Raw genomic sequence first — 19,347 nt, 5'->3', positions numbered from 1 at the left:
CACAAAGAGAAGGCAGCCCATGCAGCGTCGCACACTCCTCATCTTGTCGGCCTCCGCCGTCGCACTGAGCCTGAGCGGGTGCGGCTTCGCCCTGCGCAAGGCGCCTACCTTTGCTTTCACCACGCTCTATTCGGGCCTGGCTGAAACTTCGCCGCTGGGGGTGGAGCTCAGGCGCTCGCTGCAGGCCACCCGGAAGGTGGAGGTCATCACAGAGGCCCGCAGGATCAATGAGGCGCAGGTCATCCTTGATGTGGTGAACGACTTGCGCGAAAAAGTAGTCCTGAGCCGCAATGCTTCAGGGCAGGTGCGTGAGTTCCAGCTGCGCCTGATCTTTCGCTTCAAGCTTCGCACCCTGGCGGGCAAGGAGCTTATTCCTGAAACTGAAATCACGCAGCAGCGTGACATCAGCTTCAATGAATCCGCCGTGCTGGCCAAGGAAGCGGAAGAAGCCCTGCTTTACCGGGACATGCAGAGCGATATTGTCCAGCAGATCATGCGCCGCCTGGCCGCAGTGACGGAGCTGTGAAGCTCCAGTCCGTCAGGCCCGCATCAGCGTGCTCTTGCCGAACAGGCTCTCAATCAAATCCACCGCCACTTCAGCCGTGCCATTGCGCACGTCCAGCGCCGGGTTGAGTTCCATCACATCGAGCGAGCCCAGCAGGCCGGTGTCGGCGATCATCTCCATGCACAGCTGCGCCTCGCGGTAGGTGGGCCCGCCCTTGATGGCAGTGTCCACGCCGGGCGCGATGGACGGGTCCAGGAAGTCCACGTCAAAGCTCACATGCAGGTGCGTGTTGGCGTCCATGCCAGAGAGTGCTTTTTCCATGGTGTGGCGCATGCCCATCTCGTCGATGAAGCGCATGTCGAACACCTCCAGGCCCTCTTGCCGCACAAAGCGCTTTTCGCCTTCGTCTACGCTGCGGATGCCGATTTGGCGGATCGCCTTGGGGCTCATGGCGGGCACGGTGCCGCCGATGTTGGTGAGCTCGGCCGGGCCGTGGCCGCACAGCACCGCCACCGGCATGCCGTGCACATTGCCGGTGGGCGTGAGGGCGTTGGTGTTGAAGTCGGTATGCGCGTCCAGCCAGAGCACACGCAGCATCTTGCCGGTGTCACGGCAGTGCCGCGCCACGGCGCTGATCGAGCCGATACCCAGGCAGTGGTCGCCGCCCAGCAGGATAGGCAGGTGGCCGCTGGCTAGGCTCTGGTACATCGCTTCGTGCACCGACCTGTTCCACGCGACCACTTCGTCCAGATGCCGGTAGCCTTCGTCGGGCGGCAGCCAGGGATTGGTGGGGCCGGCGAGGTTGCCGGTGTCGACCACTTCGAGCCCGCGGCCATGCAGCGCTTCGCGGATGCCCGCCACGCGCAAGGCTTCAGGGCCCATCGAAGCGCCGCGGCTGCCCGCGCCGATGTCGGTGGGGGCGCCAATCAGGGCTACAGAAGTGATCATCAACGTGCCATTTCAGGGATGGGGGAAATACGTGGTGCTTTGGCGGCGGGGGCTGCCGCTGGCGCCAGCAGGCCGAACAGGTTTTTGGGGTTGTCCAGGTGCGGGACCAGGTCGATCTGGCGGCGGTTGGCAAGGTCTGCCAGTTGCAGCTTGTGCAGGTAGCGCAGCGCCGAATAGTCTTCCAGTGCAAAACCGACCGAATCAAAAATCGTGACTTCCTCCGCCGAGGCGCGACCTTGGGCCGTGCCTTTGAGCACGTCAGCGAATTCGGCCACCTTGAAGTCGTCGGGCATTTGCTGGATTTCGCCTTCAATGCGCGACTGGGGCTCGAATTCCACCACGACACGGGCGTCCTTGCGCAGCAGGATGTCGGCATGCAGTTCGGTCTTGCCGGGGCAGTCGCCGCCGACGGCGTTCAGGTGCATGCCGGGCTGGATCATCTCTGGCGTCAGGATGACGGCGTTGCGCTTGTCGGCGGTGATGGTGGTCACGATGTCGGCTCCTTGCACGGCCTCAGCCGCTGACTGGCAAATCGCTACGCGAAGGCCCTGCAGCCCCATGGCATGCAGGTTACGGGCCAGTTTATCGCTGGCGGCGGCATCGATGTCAAACAGGCGCATCTCGCGGATGCCCAGCATGTGGTGAAAGGCAATCGCCTGGAACTCACTTTGCGCGCCGTTGCCGATAAGGGCCATGACGCGGCTGTCCGGCCGGGCCATCCACTTTGCAGCAAGGGCCGACATGGCCGCGGTGCGCAAAGCGGTGGTGATGGTGAGTTCTGAGAGCAGCAGTGGGTAGCCGGTGTCCACATCGGCCAGCACGCCGAAAGCCGTCACCGTCAGCAAACCCAGCTCGGTGTTTTTGGGGTGGCCATTGACGTACTTGAAAGAGTACTGGTGGCCGTCACTGGTGGGCATGAGTTCAATCACGCCGTCGGGCGAATGGATCGCGTGGCGTGCCGATTTGTCAAAGTCGTTCCAGCGCCGGTAGTCGTGCTCAATTTCGCCAGCCAGGCCTTCGATAAAGGCGGCGGCGCCGCGCTGGCGGACGATTTTCTGAATGCTTTCAATGCCAATGTAGTCAACCATGATGGGGCTCCCGGTCTTGCGTTGATTTCCATTGTCCGCAGCCGCAGTGCTAAAGAAAAGACAGTAAGTTGACCAATTTCATTCATTGTTTGTACAAATAGACAGTCTAAACTCACGTTTCGCCAATAAAATCAGTCCATGGACGACACCGACCGCCAATTGCTTTCCCTGCTGCGGGACGACGCCCGGGCTTCCGTCGCTTCCATCGCCAAGGTTTTGCGCGTCTCTCGCGGTACGGTACAAAACCGGCTGGCCAAGCTGGAGGCTGACGGCACCATCACCGGCTACACCGTGCGGCTCAAACCACAGGCCGAGGGCCACCGCATCCGCGCCTTCATGACGGTGGCGGTCGAGGGCAACCGCACCGACGCGGTGCTGGCCGCCTTGCGCGGCGACCCGGCCGTTAGCGCGCTGCACACCACCAACGGCCGCTGGGACATGGTCGCAGAGTTACAGGCAGACAGCCTGGAAGCCTTTGACCGCGTGCTGAGCCGCATCCGGCTGCTCGAAGGCATTGCCAATACTGAGACCAGTTTGCTGCTGTCGACCACGAAACTCTGACCTCAAACTCATGCCACCCACTAAACTCCCGTCATGAATCTGGCCCCAGCCCAACTCCAGGAACACCTCAAGCGCGGCTTGAAAAGCCTGTACACCTTGCACGGCGACGAGCCCCTGCTGGTGCAGGAGTTTGCGGACGCGCTGCGCGCAGCGGCGCGTGAGCAGGGCTACACCGAGCGCACGGTGCACACCGTGGCAGGTGCGCATTTCGACTGGAGCGAGGTGCTGGCCAGCGGCGGTTCGCTGAGCCTTTTCGCCGACAAACAGATCGTCGAGATCCGCATCCCCAGCGGCAAGCCCGGAAAAGACGGCTCGGTCGCGCTGCAGCAGATCGCCGAACGCGCACAGGGCGACGACTCCACCCTCACCCTGGTCATGCTGCCGCGGCTGGACAGCATGACAGCCAAAGGTGCGTGGTTCGGTGCGCTTGAGAGCTTCGGCGTCACCGTCAAGTTCGACCCGATAGACCGGCGCAGCCTGCCACAGTGGATCGCCCAGCGCCTGCAGCAGCAGGGCCAGCGCGTGGCCGCCGGTGAAGAAGGCCAGCGCACGCTGCAGTTTTTTGCCGACCGGGTGGAAGGCAACCTGCTGGCCGCGCATCAGGAAATCCAGAAGCTGGGGCTGCTGTACCCGGCCCAGTCCGGCGGCAGCGACGGCATCCTTACGTTTGACCAAGTCGAAAACGCCGTGCTCAATGTGGCGCGCTACGACGTCTTCAAACTCTCTGAAGCCGTGCTGGGCGGTCAGTCGGTCCGCGTGGCGCGCATGCTCGACGGCCTGCAGTCCGAAGGCGAATCCGAAGTGCTGGTGCACTGGGCGCTGGCCGAAGACATCCGCAGCATGAAGCGCGTGAAAGATGCGATTAGCGCCGGGCGCCCCATGCCGATGGCCCTGCGCGAGAACCGCGTCTGGGGCATCAAGGAAAAGTTGTTTGAACGCGTGCTGCCGCAAATCGGCGACACCACCCTGGCCAACCTGCTGCACGCCGCCCACAAGGTCGACGGCATCGTCAAAGGCCTGAAGCAGCCCGACTGGCCGGCCGATGGCTGGCAGGCGCTGCACCGGCTGGCGGGGATGGTGTGTGAGCAATGCGCCATGCAAGGAACGGGGCGCACGAGGCAAGCATAGCCCCCAGCGCACCAGGCGCGCGTCCGAAGCCTAAAATGGTGCGATGAACGCGCCTGACTCCCACAAAGCCCTTTCTTCCTCCAGCGACATCGCCAGCGATGTTCCGGGGTTAATGCAAGCGCTGGGATCCAAGGCAAAAGCGGCCTCAGCCCAGGTAGCTCGGGCGCAAGCAGCTATCAAAAACAGAGCGCTTCTGAATCTGGCCGCCTTGCTGCGCCAGAACGTGGCGGCGCTGGAAACCGCCAACCAGCGTGATACCGAGCGCGCCACTGCTTCAGGCCTGGCCGGCCCCATGCTGGACCGGCTCAACCTCACACCCAAAATCATCGAAACCGTGGCGATTGGCTGCGAACAGCTCGCCGTGATGCCCGATGTGATCGGCGACATCATCGGTATGAAAGAGCAGCCCAGCGGCATCCGCGTAGGGCAGATGCGTGTGCCGATCGGCGTCTTCGGCATGATTTACGAGAGCCGGCCCAATGTGACGATTGAGGCCGCGTCGCTGGCCATCAAGAGCGGCAATGCATGCATCTTGCGCGGCGGCTCTGAAGCGATTGAATCGAACAAGGCGCTGGCCGCGCTGGTGCAGCAGGCCCTGGTCGATGCTGGTCTGCCGGCTGATGTCGTGCAACTGGTGCCCACCACCGATCGTGAGGCGGTTGGCCACCTGATCGCCATGCCGCAGTATGTGGACGTGATCATCCCCCGCGGCGGCAAGGGTTTGATCGAGCGCATCAGCCGCGACGCCAAGGTGCCAGTCATCAAGCACCTGGACGGCAACTGCCACGTTTACGTCGACGACCCTTGCGATATCGACATGGCGGTCAAAGTAGCCGACAACGCCAAAACGCAGAAATACAGCCCCTGCAATGCCAGCGAAGGTTTGCTGGTGGCGCGCGGTGTGGCGCCGCAGTTTCTGCCGAAGATCGGTGCGATTTACGCCGCCAAAGGCGTGGAAATGCGCTGCGATGCCGAAGCCCAGGCCATCCTGGCGAACGTCAAAGGCGCGAATTTGAAGGCCGCGACTGAGCAGGACTGGTACGAGGAATACCTCGCACCCATCATCAGCATCAAAGTGGTGGCAGGTATTGATGAAGCGATCGCCCACATCAACCAGTACTCCAGCCACCATACCGACGCCATCCTGACGCGCGACCACATCCATGCCCAGCGCTTTTTGCGCGAGGTGGATTCGGCCAGCGTGATCGTGAATGCGAGCACCCGCTTCGCCGACGGATTCGAATTCGGGCTGGGCGCCGAAATCGGCATCAGCACCGACAAGTTCCATGCGCGCGGGCCGGTAGGCATTGAGGGGCTGACGTCGCTGAAATACGTGGTGCTGGGCCAGGGCGAAGTCCGCTCCTGAAGTCATGCCGGGCCGCGACGCCGGCCCACGGATTTTTGGACGCCTTGCGTCGGCGTTACCCCTTGTAACCCTCAGATCCGACCCCAATCTCCCTAGAATTCGGTCAGATATAGCCGAAGCAAATAACAGATTCCCTACTCGAAAGTGGCCGAATGGTTCCGCACCTCATCACCGCCCTGAACGGCCCCATCAACGAACTCGAACAACGCGTCCTGGACTCCACGCCAGCGATTGAGCGCTGGTTCAGGCTGGAGTGGATGGAGCACACGCCGCCGTTTTACAGCTCGGTCGACATCCGCAACGCCGGCTTCAAGCTGGCCCCGGTCGACACCAACCTTTATCCCGGCGGCTGGAACAATCTCACACCCGAAATGCTGCCGCTGGCGGTGCAGGCCGCCATGGCCGCGATCGAAAAGATCTGCCCCGAAGCGCGCAACCTGCTGGTCGTGCCCGAGAACCACACGCGCAACAGCTTTTACCTGTCCAACGTGCTGCAGCTCAAGCGCATCTTTCACCAGGCCGGCCTCAACGTGCGCTTCGGCTCGCTGAGCGCCGATATCAAGGAACCCACCACATTGAACCTGCCGACCGGCGAGACCATCACCATCGAGCCGTTGATCCGCAACGACCGGCGCCTGGGCCTGAAAGATTTCGATCCCTGCACCATCCTGCTGAACAACGACCTGTCGGCCGGCATTCCGGGCATCCTGGAAGACATCAACGAGCAGTACCTGCTGCCGCCGCTGCACGCGGGCTGGTCGGTGCGCCGCAAGTCGCACCACTTCAAGGCTTATGAAGAAATTTCCAAACGCTTCGGCAAGCTGCTGGGCATAGACCCCTGGCTGATCAACCCGATGTTTGCGCAATGCGGTGAAGTCAACTTTGCCGAGAACACCGGCATGGAGTGCCTGACCACTAACGTCGACGCGCTGCTGACCAAGATCAAGCGCAAGTACAAGGAATACGGGATCAACGAAAAGCCGTTTGTTGTCGTCAAGGCCGACAACGGCACCTACGGCATGGGCATCATGACGGTACGCGACGTGAAAGACCTGGACGTCCTGAACCGCAAGACCAAGAACAAGATGAGCACGACCAAAGACGGCCAGCCGCTGTCTGAAGTGATCATCCAGGAAGGCGTTCTGACCAACGAGCGCGTGAATGACGCGGTGGCCGAACCCGTGGTCTACATGATGGACCGCTATGTGGTGGGCGGCTTTTACCGCGTGCATGCCGAGCGCGGCGTGGACGAAAACCTCAACGCGCCCGGCGCGAGTTTTGTGCCGCTGGCCTTTGCCGACAGCGGCCGCCTGCCGCAGCCCGGTGAAAAGCCCGGCTCCAGCAATCCCAACCGCTTCTATATGTATGGCGTGATTGCCCGCCTGGCGATGCTGGCGGCGAGCTATGAACTCGAAGCTACCGATCCAGACGCCGAGGTGTATGACTAGACCTTGGCGCACCCCTATCTTCCTCACTACGCTGCGCTTCGTTTAGTTCCTTTCCCCCCTTGGTAGGGACGCCGCAAGGCATTCGGGAAAGCCGGCCGGCCCGCGGCCGCTCTGTAAGTCGGGCACCCTCTGTGGCGAAGACGGGCCGAAGTATATGAGTCTTTACGCCTCTAGCCCAAGCAATCCGTGCACTACCAGCTATTAAAAGGATAGCGCCAGAACTCGCGCGTCCGCATTCGTTCGATCAGCATCAGTCAGCCAGTTTTGTTACAAGTTGTTGCGGTGCAACAAAATCGGGATTAGTTGGATTTAGGGGTGTTCGCCGACTTGCAAGCGGGGGCTCCGGGAGCAAAATAGCGTTCCCAAAGGTAACCATTCCCGCCGTTTTGTCCCCCGCCTGGAGCAGGCCAAACGCAAAAAGACGGGAAGTTTTTGTGTCCAGTAAAAAATCATCACTTGCGGCGCTCACCCTGAGCGCCATCGGCGTCGTCTATGGCGACATCGGAACCAGCGTCCTGTATGCCGTCAAGGAAGTTTTCGGTTCCGGGCACGTCCCCTTCACCCCCGACAACGTCTACGGCATCCTGTCCATCTTCTTCTGGACGCTGACCGTCATCGTTTCGATCAAGTATGTGGCGCTGGTGCTGCGTGCCGACAACAACGGCGAGGGCGGCCTGATCGCCATGCTGGCGCTGGCCTCTACCGCGGTGAAGGACAAGCCCCAGCTTCGCAAGACGCTGCTGATCGTCGGCATCTTCGGCACCTCCCTGTTTTACGGCGACGGCGTCATCACGCCGGCCATCTCGGTGTTGTCAGCGGTGGAAGGCCTGGAAGTCGTCTCGCCGGCCTTCAAGCAGGGGGTGATCCCGATCACGCTGATCATTTTGTTTGCCCTCTTCGCGGTGCAAAAGCACGGCACGGCCGGCATCGGCAAGTTCTTCGGGCCCATCACACTGATCTGGTTTGCCGTGCTGGCGCTGCTGGGCATTGCGCAGATCGCGACCAACCCCGGCATCCTGGTGGCGCTGAGCCCGCATTACGCCGTCATGTTCATGTGGGCCAACCCCGGCACCACCTTCATCATCCTGGGCGCCGTGGTGCTGTGCGTGACCGGTGCCGAGGCGCTGTACGCCGACCTCGGCCACTTCGGCAAGAAGCCGATCCGCCTGGCCTGGTTCTCGGTGGTCATGCCCTCGCTGGTGCTCAATTACTTTGGCCAGGGGGCGCTGCTCATCAGCAACCCCTCCGCCGTGAAAAACCCCTTCTACCTGATGGCGCCCGAATGGGCACTGCTGCCGCTGGTGGGCCTGGCCACCATGGCCACGGTGATCGCCTCGCAGGCGCTGATCACCGGCGCTTTCAGCGTGACCAAGCAGGCCATCCAGATGGGCTACTTGCCGCGCCTGAACGTCCAGCACACCAGCGTGCGCGATACCGGCCAGATCTACATGCCCTTCGTCAACTGGGGCCTCTTCATCACCATCGTGCTGGCGGTAGTGATGTTCCGCTCGTCGAGCAACCTGGCGGCGGCCTACGGCATTGCGGTCTGCACCGACATGCTGATCACCACCATCCTGACCTTCTACGTGATCCGCTACGGCTGGAAATACCCGCTGGGCCTGTGCATCGCGGCCACCGGTGTTTTCTTTCTCGTCGACTTCGCCTTCTTCGCCTCCAACCTCATGAAGCTGTTCGCCGGCGGCTGGTTCCCGCTCGTGATCGGCGGCGCGGTCTTCACGCTGATGATCACCTGGAAGGAAGGCCGGCACCTCCTCAACGAAAAGCTGCGCGCCGACGCGATAGACCTGCCCAGTTTCCTGGACGCCGTGTTCGTCAGCCCGCCGGCCCGCGTTGAAGGCACGGCCGTATTCCTGACCGCCGAGCCCGGCAGCGTGCCCAACGCGCTGCTGCACAACCTCAAGCACAACAAGGTGCTGCACGAGCAGAACCTGTTCGTGACTGTGCGCAACCACGAAGTGCCCTGGATTGGCATGAACAAACGCCTGGAGATTGAATCGCTGGGCCATGACTGCTGGCAGGTCAGCGTTCACTACGGCTTCAAGAATGACCTGGACCTGCCCAAGGCGTTGCAGCAGATCAAGGGCCGGGGTTGCGAGCTGGAGTCCATGACCACCAGCTACTTCCTCTCGCGCGACACCGTCATCCCGACCATCGGCAGCGGCATGGCACCGTGGCGGGAGAAGCTTTTTGCGCAGATGCACCACAACGCCAGCGGCGCGGCGGACTTCCTGAACTTGCCGAACAACTCTGTGGTGGAGTTGGGCAGCAAGATCGAGATTTAAGACGATTTCTTGGACTTTTAATGCGCTGAGCCCATAAAAATGGGCACAAACAGCTATCGAATTGATAGCATTTGGTCTTTTGATCTGGCTTAAGCGTGCCCCAGGGCGACGCTACGGCTGCTCCGGGGCCGTCAAGCGCAACCTCATTGTGCCCGCGTTGCCATTACACCAATAGCTGCTCGCGCCTGTGCAATTGGGCCGGAGGCCAAACGTCAACCAGGACCACCTACCACCAGCTGAAAAGCAGGCCGTCTTTCCCCCACCACCACGCCGCGTGCATTCACGATCTCCCGCGCCCGCCACGGCGCAAGCATCTCCCGCTGGGCATCATCCAGCCATCCCAGCTGGTCCAGTACCTCCACAGTCGCGGCATGCAGCGCCACCTTGTTGGCATCCATGATCTTCAGCGCCATCGCTTCACCGCGAGATTTGCTGCCCACCACTTGCACTCCGTCTGCACCAATCTTGGTGACCCAGTCGCCCCGGCCCGCGCGCATGAAAGCGAGGTCGTTTCGGCCCGTGCCAGACACCAGTTCCGGGTGCGATGTCATGGCCTCTCCCAATGCTGAAAAGCTCTCCCCGAATTCGGGGTCCCGCGCGCCGCTGGCCAGCCGAGCGTAACCCCGCGCCAGATGGGTCAGGGGCAATGCGTAGTTGGGCGCTGAGCAACCGTCGATGCCCATCCTGAGTTCGTTGGCATCCATGCCCACGGCGCGGGCGACGTCGCGGCGTATAGCCTGTTGCAGGGGATGGCCAGGCGCGATGTAGTCGTCCAGGCTCAAGCCGTGCTGCACGCAGTAGGCCAGGAAGCCGGCGTGTTTGCCGCTGCAATTGTTGTGGCGTTCGTCAAACAGAAGGCCGGGCGGCGGCGCCTGCTCCAGTTGCGTGAAGATGCCCGGCACGTGGCATCCGCAACGCAGCGCCTTGTACGTCAGCCCGGCTTTGTCCAGCATGCCCTGCGTTTCGGCCACATGCATCTCTTCGCCGTTGTGGCTGGCGCACAGCATCGCCAGTTGCCGGGTGCTGAAGCCAAACTGTGCGGAGCCTCCGCTTTCCATGAAGGGCAGGGCCTGCAAGGCCTTCAGGGTGGAACGCGAGAAGGTCAGCCAGTACGGGTCCCCCGCGTGGGCCAGCAGCCGGCCTTCAGTGTTAACGACGGCCACGGACCCGAGGTGCAGGCATTCCAGCGTGCCGCCACGGGTCAACTCGATCAGGGGTAAGTGCTTCATGCGGGCATTGTGGCCCATACACCGCCACCGGTGGGCAACGGGTTTGGGTTGTCAATGCCCGTCAATCCGGCTAAGGCCGGCTGGCATGCGGCCAGGTCAGGTCAGGTCAGGTCAGTGGGCATGATGGTGGGTTTCCCTCCAGACCCTGAACTTGTCATAAAGCACACGTTCCAGGGCCCAGCCGGAGGTGAGCGTGACCAGAAAGCCCATGACCACCGCATTGAGCATGGCGTTGTCGTGCCCGGCGTAACCCCATACCCAGGGCGAAATCATCAATCCGATGCCCAGCAGGGCATTGGCCCAGTCATCCATATGGTTGGGCAGGAAAAGGTCTTGCGACGCGAGGACGATGATGGCAACGCCGACTGCCACGGCGCACCAAGCCGCTGCTGCGGGCAGCACCAGTGCCCAGGGCGCGATGCATAGCCAGAGTCCGACAAAAATTTCCAGCCTGTCTTGCCAACGATTGAGGGTATCCATGACAACCTCCATATGTAGCTAAGGGAATTTCAGTGTAAAACTCCCACCGGAATAAGCAACGGAGCCGTGCCGACCCTGAGGCTGACGCTGTCTTTGCCTGCGGGGCGCGCCTAGCTACCCTTGCCCCGCATGATGCCCGCGGCAACGTCGGCCGGCGCTTCCGCATAGCGTTTGAACTCCATGGTGTAAGTTGCGCGGCCCTGCGTGAGCGAGCGCAGCGTGGTCGAATAGCCGAACATTTCCGACAGCGGCACCTCGGCGCGCACCAGCTTGCCGCCGCCGCCCGCGATGTCTTCCATGCCCTGCACCATGCCGCGCCGTGACGAGAGGTCGCCCATTACATTGCCCATGAAGTCCTCGGGCATTTCAACCTCGACCGCCATCACGGGCTCCAGCAACACCGGTTTGGCGCGGCGCATGGCTTCCTTGAAGGCGAGTGAGCCGGCCATGCGGAATGCGTTCTCGTTCGAATCGACGTCATGGTAGGAGCCGAACACCAGCGTGGCCTTCACGTCGACCACCGGGTAGCCCGCCAGCACGCCGGCCTTGAGCGTTTCGACAATGCCCTTATTGACGGCCGGAATATATTCACGCGGAATGACACCGCCCTTGATGGCGTCGACAAACTCAAAGCCTTTGCCCGAAGGCTGCGGCTCCAGGTTGAGCACGGCGTGACCGTACTGCCCGCGCCCGCCCGACTGCTTGATGAACTTGCCTTCGACGTCGTTCACCGCCTGCCGGATCGTTTCGCGGTAAGCCACCTGCGGCTTGCCCACATTGGCTTCGACGCTGAACTCGCGCTTCATGCGGTCGACCAGAATCTCAAGGTGCAACTCGCCCATGCCAGAGATGATGGTCTGGCCCGACTCTTCATCGGTGTGCACGCGGAATGACGGATCCTCTTGCGCCAGGCGGTTCAGTGCGATGCCCATCTTTTCCTGGTCGGCCTGGGTCTTGGGTTCCACGGCTTGTGAAATCACAGGCTCGGGAAACACCATCTTCTCCAGGATGATGACGTGGGCCGGGTCGCACAGCGTGTCGCCGGTGGTGGCTTCTTTCAGGCCGACAGCGGCCGCGATATCGCCGGCGCGCACTTCCTTGACCTCGTTGCGTTCATTGGCGTGCATCTGCAGGATGCGGCCCAGGCGCTCGCGCTTGCCCTTGATGGGGTTGTAGACCGTGTCGCCGGCCTTGACGACGCCCGAATACACGCGAAAGAAAATCAGCTGGCCCACGTAAGGGTCGGTCATGATCTTGAAAGCCAGCGCCGAGAAGGGCTCATCGTCGTTGGGGTGGCGCTCGGCCTCGCCATCGTTTTCTGTGTGGCCCAGGATGGCGGGTACATCCACTGGCGAAGGCAGGTAGTCGATCACAGCGTCCAGCATGGCCTGCACGCCCTTGTTCTTGAAGGCGCTGCCGCAGAGCATGGGCACAATCTCGTTGGCCACTGTGCGCTGGCGCAGGCCGCTTTTGATTTCGTCTTCGCTCAGAGCATCTCCCGCCAGGTATTTGTTGAGCAACTCGTCGTTGGCTTCCGCGGCAGCCTCAATCATTTTGGTGCGCCACTCATTGGCGGTGTCCACCAGGTCTGCCGGGATGTCGCCGTATTCAAAATGCAGGCCCTGGCTGGTGTCGTCCCAGATGATGGCTTTCATCTTGACGAGGTCGACGACACCCTGGAAGTGGTCCTCGGCGCCGACCGGAATCTGCACCGGCACGGCCACACCTTTGAGGCGCTCGCTGATCTGGCGCTGAACGCGGAAAAAATCCGCGCCTACGCGGTCCATCTTGTTGACGAAGGCCAGGCGCGGCACCTTGTATTTGTTGGCCTGGCGCCAGACGGTTTCCGACTGCGGCTGCACGCCGCCCACGGCGTCATACACCATCACCGCGCCGTCGAGCACGCGCATGGAGCGCTCGACCTCGATGGTGAAATCGACGTGGCCCGGCGTGTCGATGATGTTGATGCGGTGCTCGGGATAGTTGCCGGCCATGCCCTTCCAGAAGGCGGTGGTCGCGGCCGACGTAATGGTGATGCCGCGCTCCTGCTCCTGCTCCATCCAGTCCATGGTGGCCGTGCCTTCATGGACTTCGCCGATCTTGTAGTTCACGCCTGTGTAAAAAAGGATGCGCTCGGTCGTGGTGGTTTTGCCGGCATCAATGTGCGCACTGATGCCGATGTTGCGATAACGCTCGATGGGGGTGTGGCGGGGCATGGCGGACTCCTTTTGGCCAACCCGCACTTGTTTGATTTGTGGCGCGGCTGGGCCTGCCAGTTTGCGCCAAAGTAACGGTTTTTGCTCGGCTTCCTGCAGCACCCACGTTGTGCGTGGGCCTTGTTGTCAGGACGCCTGCAGCATCGCCGCCATGAAGGCAGGCAAGGGCCTTCCGTCGGACAGCAGATATTTCGCCATGGGAACCACCGTGCTTTGGACCGACGGCCGCGCGCTCATCCTGTCCCGCCAGGCCAGCAGCAGCGGTGTGGCAGGTGTGAGGGGGGCGCCCAGGCGTTCGCCGAACAGCATCGCCATATACAGCGCGATGTCGGCAAAGGAAAAGGTTTCCATCATGAATTCGCGGCCGCGCAGGAGGTTTTCAAGCCGCGTGTAGAAGTCCCGCGCGCCGGCGATCGCGGTGACGGCCTGCGGGTCGTTCAGGTCGTGCTGCAAACCCATGAGCCGGATGATGTGAGGGAAGTAAACCTCGTCTGACATGTGCTCCATCTGGCGGGCCCGTGCGCGGGCGGCAATGCCGGCAGGCCACAGCGCAGGCTCGGGTTGCAGGTCCTCCAGGTACTCCAGGATCTGCGTCGAATCGAACAGCTCCAGGTCGCCGTTGATCAGCACAGGTACCTGCTTTTTCGGGTTGATGCGAACGACCTCCGGGTTCTTGGGCGAGTAGCCCTCGGTCTGCGTGAAAGGCACCATGACGATGTCTAGCGGAATGCCTTTTTCAAATGCGGCGATTTGCACCTTGGCGCCGAACATGCTGAGCGCGGCCGAGTACAGGCGAATGGAGGGCGATGCAGTGCCAAGGATGGAGGACATGGGCGACAGGTTTCCGTGTGAGGTTGAAGATTCAGTGCGTCATTGCATCATGACGTGGAATGCGGCGGTTCGCGGTCAAACAGGCCGGGCGCGCCGCCGATCTCGGCGCCCTCAATCAGCAGCATGCGCAGTTTGGTCGACACGCCGCCCGGCGCGGAGAACCCGCCCGACTGCGCACCGGACGCCAGCACGCGGTGGCAAGGCACGATGATGGGAAACGGGTTGCGTCCCAAGGCTTGGCCCACGGCGCGCGCCGAGCCGGGCTCACCCAGCTGGGCTGCAATGTCGCCGTACGTGCTTGTCTTGCCCGGAAGAATGTCCTGCGTAATGGCGTACACCCGGCGATGAAAAGGTGGCGTGTGGCGAAGGTCCAGCGTGCAAAAACGCAAGTCGCGAGCTTCACCCCCGAGCAAGGCGGTCATGGCCTCTATGGCCTGCTCCATGTCTGGCGGCGGTGTAGCGGGCGCCAGTAGCGAAAACTGGCTGTGCAGGCGGGAAAGCATCCTGGCCTCCGACGTCTCTGGCAGTTGCACGGCCGCGATCCCGTGGTCGTTCCACACCAAGGCGCACTGCCCAACGGCTGTGCCAAAAAGCGCAAGGGCATGAAGTTCGCTGTCGGTGGGCATGGTGTGCGACATGCTACACGCGACTGGTATTTTTGGCGCTGCGCGTGGCGTAGAGAAAGGGTAGGGGCCAATCGGCATTGACTCTCCGCGATGTGGGGCAAGTGGTGTGGCCTGAATGGCATGCGTGGTCATCATGAAGATTGGATTGGACGGGTGGACGGCATGCTGCATCGCTGTCCAGCAAGTGGACTGCTTTCGCATGCCACGCGTTTCCCTCGAAGCGAAAACTGCAGCAACCAAGGGTCAGCCACGAATACACAACTGGATGTAAGAATTAATTTCGTTACCTATCTTGCATACCGCTGAAGCTTTTAATTTTTTGCAGACGTACCATGCGTTCTTTTTGAAGGAACTCACAATGGCAACACCGTTCTTTGGCAAGCGAGAAAATGAGACGCAGACGGGCTTGCGTCATGGCCCCGGAAATGGCTATGGCACGTCCGGTTCCTCCGGTGCGTTGCAGCCCGGGGCGTCATCCTTGAATGCGAACCCGCTGAACGCCGCCAAGGCCGTGACCGAGTCCCCGGCGGCGGCTGCCGCCGGTAAAGAGGGCGGCAGCAAGCTGACGGTGGGTCCCAACATCAAGCTCAAGGGCGTTGAGATCACGGACTGCGATACCCTCGTGGTTGAAGGTTTGGTGGAGGCCACCATGGATTCGCGAGTGATCCAGATCTCCGAGCAGGGCGCGTTCAAGGGCTCCGCGGAAATCGATGTGGCTGAAATCCGCGGCGAATTCAACGGTAACCTCACCGTGCGTCAGAAGCTGGTGATCTATTCAACTGGAAAGGTCACAGGCATCATTCGCTACGGCAAGCTTGTGATTGAAGAAGGCGGGCAGCTCTCGGGAGAAATTCTGTTCGGCGCCCTGGCGGCCGCCAAGCCCGCGAGTGTGGCCAAACCCGGTTTGCAGGCGGTGTAGGAGACAGTTAAAGCAACAATTCGGCAGCGCCATGCTGCCGCCCACCTGAACACCCGCCCCATCCTTGCCGCCCGCGGCAGGGATGGGGCGGGTTGTTTGCTGGGTTCTGTCAAAACCGTCTGCCGCCCCGGTGCCAGTCCGGCCCCGGCATCCGCACCCCTGTTGGCTGCAAGAGACGCTTGCAGGCATACGACCGTCCACAGCAAAGCAGGATGCTGGCTCAGGGAAGCCTCGCCCGAGTGCCTGGGTGGCCTGCGTCAACGCGACACCGTCAGCTGCCGCCGTCAAGCCGAAAAGCTGGCCGAGCGGTAAGCCAGCTCCGCAAACACCGGGAATGTGGCGGCTCCTCCGAATGCTCTGGCCGGAGTGTTGCCGCGGTCCCGTAACAGGTGCGCTGTCATACAGCAGCCGACAAACCGGCTGATCTGCGCGTTAATTACCGCCAGTAGCATGTGCACGCCGTCCTGGTTTGCCCGCAAAAGATGGGTCGGCCACCCACACCGGCAGGCACAAAGAGTAACGAAAGGTGTGAGAGCCGAAAGTCTGCGCACACTGACGCAGTGTGCCGCGCCGGATCTAAACACTGGTCGGCGAGCGACAAACACTTGTCGATCACAGGTGCGAAAACCCGAGAAAAAACCGCGTTAGCTGCTCAACGATGGATTGCAGCAATCACCAGACGATTCGCGCGTGGGTGCCAGGTTGCCTAAAAGCGCGGCAAATCCGGATGGCTGATCTGGCCGCCCCGCACCAGCATTTTTCCGTATTCGGCGCAGCGATTTAATGTCGGAATCACCTTGCCCGGATTGAGCAAGCTCTTGCTGTCGAAGGCACGCTTGACGCCGAACATCTGCTCGTTCTCTTCAGCCGAAAACTGCACACACATGGAATTGAGTTTTTCCACGCCCACGCCGTGTTCGCCGGTCACGGTGCCACCCATGGCAACACTGGTTTCCAGGATGTCGGCGCCGAAGAGTTCGCAGCGGTGCAACTGGTCGGGGTCGTTGGCGTCAAACAGAATCAAGGGGTGCAGGTTGCCGTCGCCCGCATGAAACACGTTGGCGCAGCGCAGCTGGTATTTTTTCTCCATCTCCGCGATCGCCAGCAGGATGTCGGCCAGGCGCTTGCGGGGAATGGTCGAGTCCATGCACATGTAGTCGGGGCTGATTCGGCCTGATGCGGGGAATGCGTTTTTGCGTCCGCTCCAAAAGCGCAGGCGTTCGGCTTCGTCCTGGCTCACGGCAATGGCAGTGGCGCCGCAGCGGCGAAGCACGTCGCTCATGCGGCCAATTTCCTCTTCGACTTCTTCAGGCGTGCCGTCGCTTTCGCACAGCAAGATGGCTTCGGCGGCGAGGTCGTAGCCGGCGTGCACGAAGTCTTCCACCGCGGCCGTCATCGGCTTGTCCATCATCTCAAGACCCGCAGGAATGATGCCTGCGGCAATCACGGAAGCCACGGCATCGCCGGCTTTGCGCAGGTCGTCAAAGCTGGCCATGATGCAGCGTGCCAACCTGGGCTTGGGGATCAGCTTCACGGTCACTTCGGTAGTGACGGCCAGCATGCCTTCGCTCCCGATGATCACACTCAGCAAATCGTAGCCTGCGGCATCCAGTGCATTGCTGCCGAACTCGACCTCTTCGCCTTCGATGGTGAAGCCCTTGACCTTGAGCACGTTGTGCACCGTCAGGCCGTACTTGAGGCAGTGCACGCCTCCGGAGTTTTCAGCCACGTTGCCGCCTATGGTGCAAGCGATCTGGCTGGAAGGATCGGGTGCATAGTAAAGGCCCAGCGGCGCGGCGGCTTCGGAAATGGCCAGATTGCGCACGCCGCCTTGCACGACTGCCGTACGGCTGGCGGCATCGAGCTTGAGGATCTTGTTGAACTTGGCCAGCGATAGCGTGACGCCCAGCTTGTGCGGCATGGCGCCCCCGGAAAGTCCGGTGCCCGCACCGCGGGCTACCACCGGCACATCCAGCGCATGGCAGGTTTTGAGGACAGCCTGTACCTGCTCATAAGTTTCCGGCAGGGCCACGACCAATGGCCGCTGGCGGTAGGCGGTCAGGCCGTCACACTCGTACGGTGTGGTGTCTTCGTTGTTCCACAGCAGCGCATGCGCGGGCAATACGGCTTGCAGCGCACGAACGACCTGCAATTGCCGCTCTGATCGCTCAATCAGGCTGTTTTGCTCAGGTGAGGCGGGGGCGTTCATGAGTGGCTTTGGGGGATGAAACCGGTTCTCGCAGGTGATGAAGGCACTTTAAGGCAAAGCCGGGCTGGCGGCGTGAAGAAAATGGGGTTGTTTTGTGAAAATGAATCTGCTATTAATTAGATAGCTGCTCGCGCACAAAAACAAAGGGCTGTAGGCATAAAACCTGATACCAGGCGAAAAGAGCTTGCTGGGATTTTTAGCCACTCGGTAAAGGCTTTCCTTTTCAGCGGTCCATCATGCACATTCGCCGCGCTTCGCCCCTTGGTCACTCCTTGCGGATGTCGAATAGCTCCAGAGTCTCGTCGATAAGAAAGGTACTGCCGCCCGTTCCGCCGCGCGCTTTCGCGTCAAATCTCACGATGCGGCCAAGCTCAGGCGCATACCATGCGTTGGCGGTGAAAACTCCCGCGTTAGGAACCCTGATGTGACTTCTGCGTTCTGTAAACCCGGTGAACTCAACCCGCATGATCTGGAACTCCCGGTCACCAATGCGCATAGTCGACTCATCAGTTGCGCGGGCCTTGAGGCTCATTCTGATCGGCTGGTTCTGTACCTGGTTTTCGTACCGAAGCTGCCATGTCTGCCCGCGCTCCGGTGTCTTGGTTATCCAGCCACGCGGCGGCATTGCCACCTCATATTCTCCGGCCACGACGCTGGCCAGTGTGACAACCTCGCCACCAGCCCGCTCCACCCGGCCTCCCTGGTTGAAGATCAGTTGATCTCCATCAATGCGGTCCAGCCGGTACCTGATGTTCCGCGTCAATCCGGTGACTCGGTCGCGCAGTCGATACTCGAAGACTTGCGCAACTCCTGCCTGAGTGGTCGTGACGGGTTTGGGTTCACTGCGAGTGGCCAGCGCTGCCGCCGCACGCGCAGGGACTTCGGCAATCCAGGCGGACGGCAAGGCGAAATTCAGGTTTTGTGAATCACGCAAGCCAAAGGTGGTGATGCCAATCAGACGGCCTTGCGCGTCGAAAAGGCCGCCGCCGCTGGAGCCATGCGAGATGGGTACCGTGATTTGCAGCGCGACGAACTCATCGTTGGCTGTACGACGGATGCCAGACAGAAGGCCATCGCTGATCGTCATTTCCAGCCCGCGCGGATTTCCAATGGCATAGACCCTGGAGCCGATTTTCGGCGTTTCTGAAGGAGCTACGGTGACCGGCGGCGCGTTGAAATTTGCCACCTTGAGCTGGCACAGGTCGCGCGCGGTGTCCGCATGCTCCAGGGTGGCGCCGTAAGCGACGTTTTCGCGTGTGACCGAAACCTTGCGTGCCTTGGCCAGCACATGGCAATTTGTTATGAGGGTTCCGGCTTGAATGACAACCGCGCTGCCTGTAGCAATTGGTTTTCCTGCGTCATCAAAGGTCTTGACAACCCAGATACTGGGTGACAAGCGCTCAAAGAGTTGTTCGGCGCTCGGTGTTGCATTTTGCGCAAGAACACTGGAGCCAACAAGAAACAGGCCTATGCCGCGAAGCATGAATTGA

Annotated in this window: 16 protein-coding genes; 7 read left to right on the top strand and 9 right to left on the bottom strand. The window is 61.4% G+C overall.

Features of this window, described 5'->3' with window-relative positions; translation table 11 throughout:
• Positions 1-19 precede the first annotated feature (19 nt).
• Positions 20-526, top strand: coding sequence for an LPS assembly lipoprotein LptE (gene lptE / locus ACQ4MS_RS07345; protein WP_431098738.1), 507 nt, complete (start codon positions 20-22; stop codon positions 524-526).
• Between the two features lie 12 nt (positions 527-538).
• Here lptE and rocF read toward each other — a convergent pair whose 3' ends face one another.
• Both rocF and ACQ4MS_RS07335 read right to left on the bottom strand, forming a co-directional pair.
• A complete protein-coding gene (gene rocF / locus ACQ4MS_RS07340) occupies positions 539-1,453 on the bottom strand; it encodes an arginase (RefSeq protein ID WP_431098736.1) in 915 nt (304 codons plus the stop codon).
• On the bottom strand, positions 1,453-2,541 hold the full coding sequence (locus ACQ4MS_RS07335) for an ornithine cyclodeaminase (protein WP_431098735.1): 1,089 nt from the start codon (positions 2,539-2,541) through the stop codon (positions 1,453-1,455). Before ACQ4MS_RS07335 ends, rocF begins: the two co-directional genes overlap by 1 nt.
• 138 nt (positions 2,542-2,679) lie before the next feature.
• Here ACQ4MS_RS07335 and ACQ4MS_RS07330 point away from each other — a divergent pair, with 138 nt between their 5' ends.
• The 5 genes from ACQ4MS_RS07330 to ACQ4MS_RS07310 all read left to right on the top strand — a co-directional run bounded on the left by ACQ4MS_RS07330 (position 2,680) and on the right by ACQ4MS_RS07310 (position 9,347).
• On the top strand, positions 2,680-3,102 hold the full coding sequence (locus ACQ4MS_RS07330; RefSeq protein WP_431098733.1) for an Lrp/AsnC family transcriptional regulator: 423 nt from the start codon (positions 2,680-2,682) through the stop codon (positions 3,100-3,102).
• Positions 3,103-3,135: 33 nt separating this feature from the next.
• Positions 3,136-4,230, top strand: coding sequence for a DNA polymerase III subunit delta (gene holA / locus ACQ4MS_RS07325; protein ID WP_431098732.1), 1,095 nt, complete (start codon positions 3,136-3,138; stop codon positions 4,228-4,230).
• Positions 4,231-4,342: 112 nt separating this feature from the next.
• Positions 4,343-5,596 (top strand): glutamate-5-semialdehyde dehydrogenase, encoded by a 1,254-nt coding sequence (locus ACQ4MS_RS07320; protein ID WP_431099552.1) that lies wholly within the window; start codon positions 4,343-4,345, stop codon positions 5,594-5,596.
• A 152-nt stretch (positions 5,597-5,748) separates the two neighbouring features.
• On the top strand, positions 5,749-7,044 hold the full coding sequence (gshA, locus tag ACQ4MS_RS07315; protein ID WP_431098730.1) for a glutamate--cysteine ligase: 1,296 nt from the start codon (positions 5,749-5,751) through the stop codon (positions 7,042-7,044).
• Between the two features lie 434 nt (positions 7,045-7,478).
• Positions 7,479-9,347, top strand: a complete 1,869-nt coding sequence (locus ACQ4MS_RS07310; RefSeq protein WP_431098729.1) for a potassium transporter Kup — start codon at positions 7,479-7,481, stop codon at positions 9,345-9,347.
• Positions 9,348-9,559: 212 nt separating this feature from the next.
• Here ACQ4MS_RS07310 and ACQ4MS_RS07305 read toward each other — a convergent pair whose 3' ends face one another.
• From ACQ4MS_RS07305 to ACQ4MS_RS07285, 5 genes are all read right to left on the bottom strand, one after another.
• A complete protein-coding gene (locus ACQ4MS_RS07305; protein WP_431098728.1) occupies positions 9,560-10,576 on the bottom strand; it encodes an asparaginase in 1,017 nt (338 codons plus the stop codon).
• 111 nt (positions 10,577-10,687) lie between these two features.
• Complete coding sequence (locus ACQ4MS_RS07300) at positions 10,688-11,056, bottom strand: SPW repeat protein (RefSeq protein WP_431098726.1); 369 nt, start codon at positions 11,054-11,056, stop codon at positions 10,688-10,690.
• A gap of 110 nt (positions 11,057-11,166) precedes the next feature.
• Positions 11,167-13,272, bottom strand: coding sequence for an elongation factor G (fusA, locus tag ACQ4MS_RS07295; RefSeq protein WP_431098724.1), 2,106 nt, complete (start codon positions 13,270-13,272; stop codon positions 11,167-11,169).
• 126 nt (positions 13,273-13,398) lie between these two features.
• The gene (locus tag ACQ4MS_RS07290) at positions 13,399-14,103 is read right to left on the bottom strand and encodes a glutathione S-transferase family protein (RefSeq protein WP_431098723.1); all 705 of its coding nucleotides are present in this window, start codon (positions 14,101-14,103) and stop codon (positions 13,399-13,401) included.
• Between the two features lie 47 nt (positions 14,104-14,150).
• The gene (locus ACQ4MS_RS07285; protein WP_431098721.1) at positions 14,151-14,741 is read right to left on the bottom strand and encodes a methylated-DNA--[protein]-cysteine S-methyltransferase; all 591 of its coding nucleotides are present in this window, start codon (positions 14,739-14,741) and stop codon (positions 14,151-14,153) included.
• Between the two features lie 346 nt (positions 14,742-15,087).
• Here ACQ4MS_RS07285 and ACQ4MS_RS07280 point away from each other — a divergent pair, with 346 nt between their 5' ends.
• Positions 15,088-15,648 carry a bactofilin family protein gene (locus ACQ4MS_RS07280; protein WP_431098719.1) on the top strand — a complete coding sequence of 187 codons (561 nt, stop codon included), beginning with the start codon at positions 15,088-15,090 and terminating at the stop codon, positions 15,646-15,648.
• Positions 15,649-16,354: 706 nt separating this feature from the next.
• Here ACQ4MS_RS07280 and ACQ4MS_RS07275 read toward each other — a convergent pair.
• On the bottom strand, positions 16,355-17,857 hold the full coding sequence (locus ACQ4MS_RS07275) for an FAD-linked oxidase C-terminal domain-containing protein (protein ID WP_431098717.1): 1,503 nt from the start codon (positions 17,855-17,857) through the stop codon (positions 16,355-16,357).
• A gap of 265 nt (positions 17,858-18,122) precedes the next feature.
• Positions 18,123-19,340 carry a S1C family serine protease gene (locus tag ACQ4MS_RS07270; RefSeq protein ID WP_431098715.1) on the bottom strand — a complete coding sequence of 406 codons (1,218 nt, stop codon included), beginning with the start codon at positions 19,338-19,340 and terminating at the stop codon, positions 18,123-18,125.
• Positions 19,341-19,347: the final 7 nt, after the last annotated feature.

The sequence above is a fragment of the Polaromonas aquatica genome, from assembly GCF_050626995.1.
Lineage (GTDB): Bacteria > Pseudomonadota > Gammaproteobacteria > Burkholderiales > Burkholderiaceae_C > Polaromonas > Polaromonas aquatica_A.
This window is presented reverse-complemented; position numbering and strand designations above follow the sequence as displayed.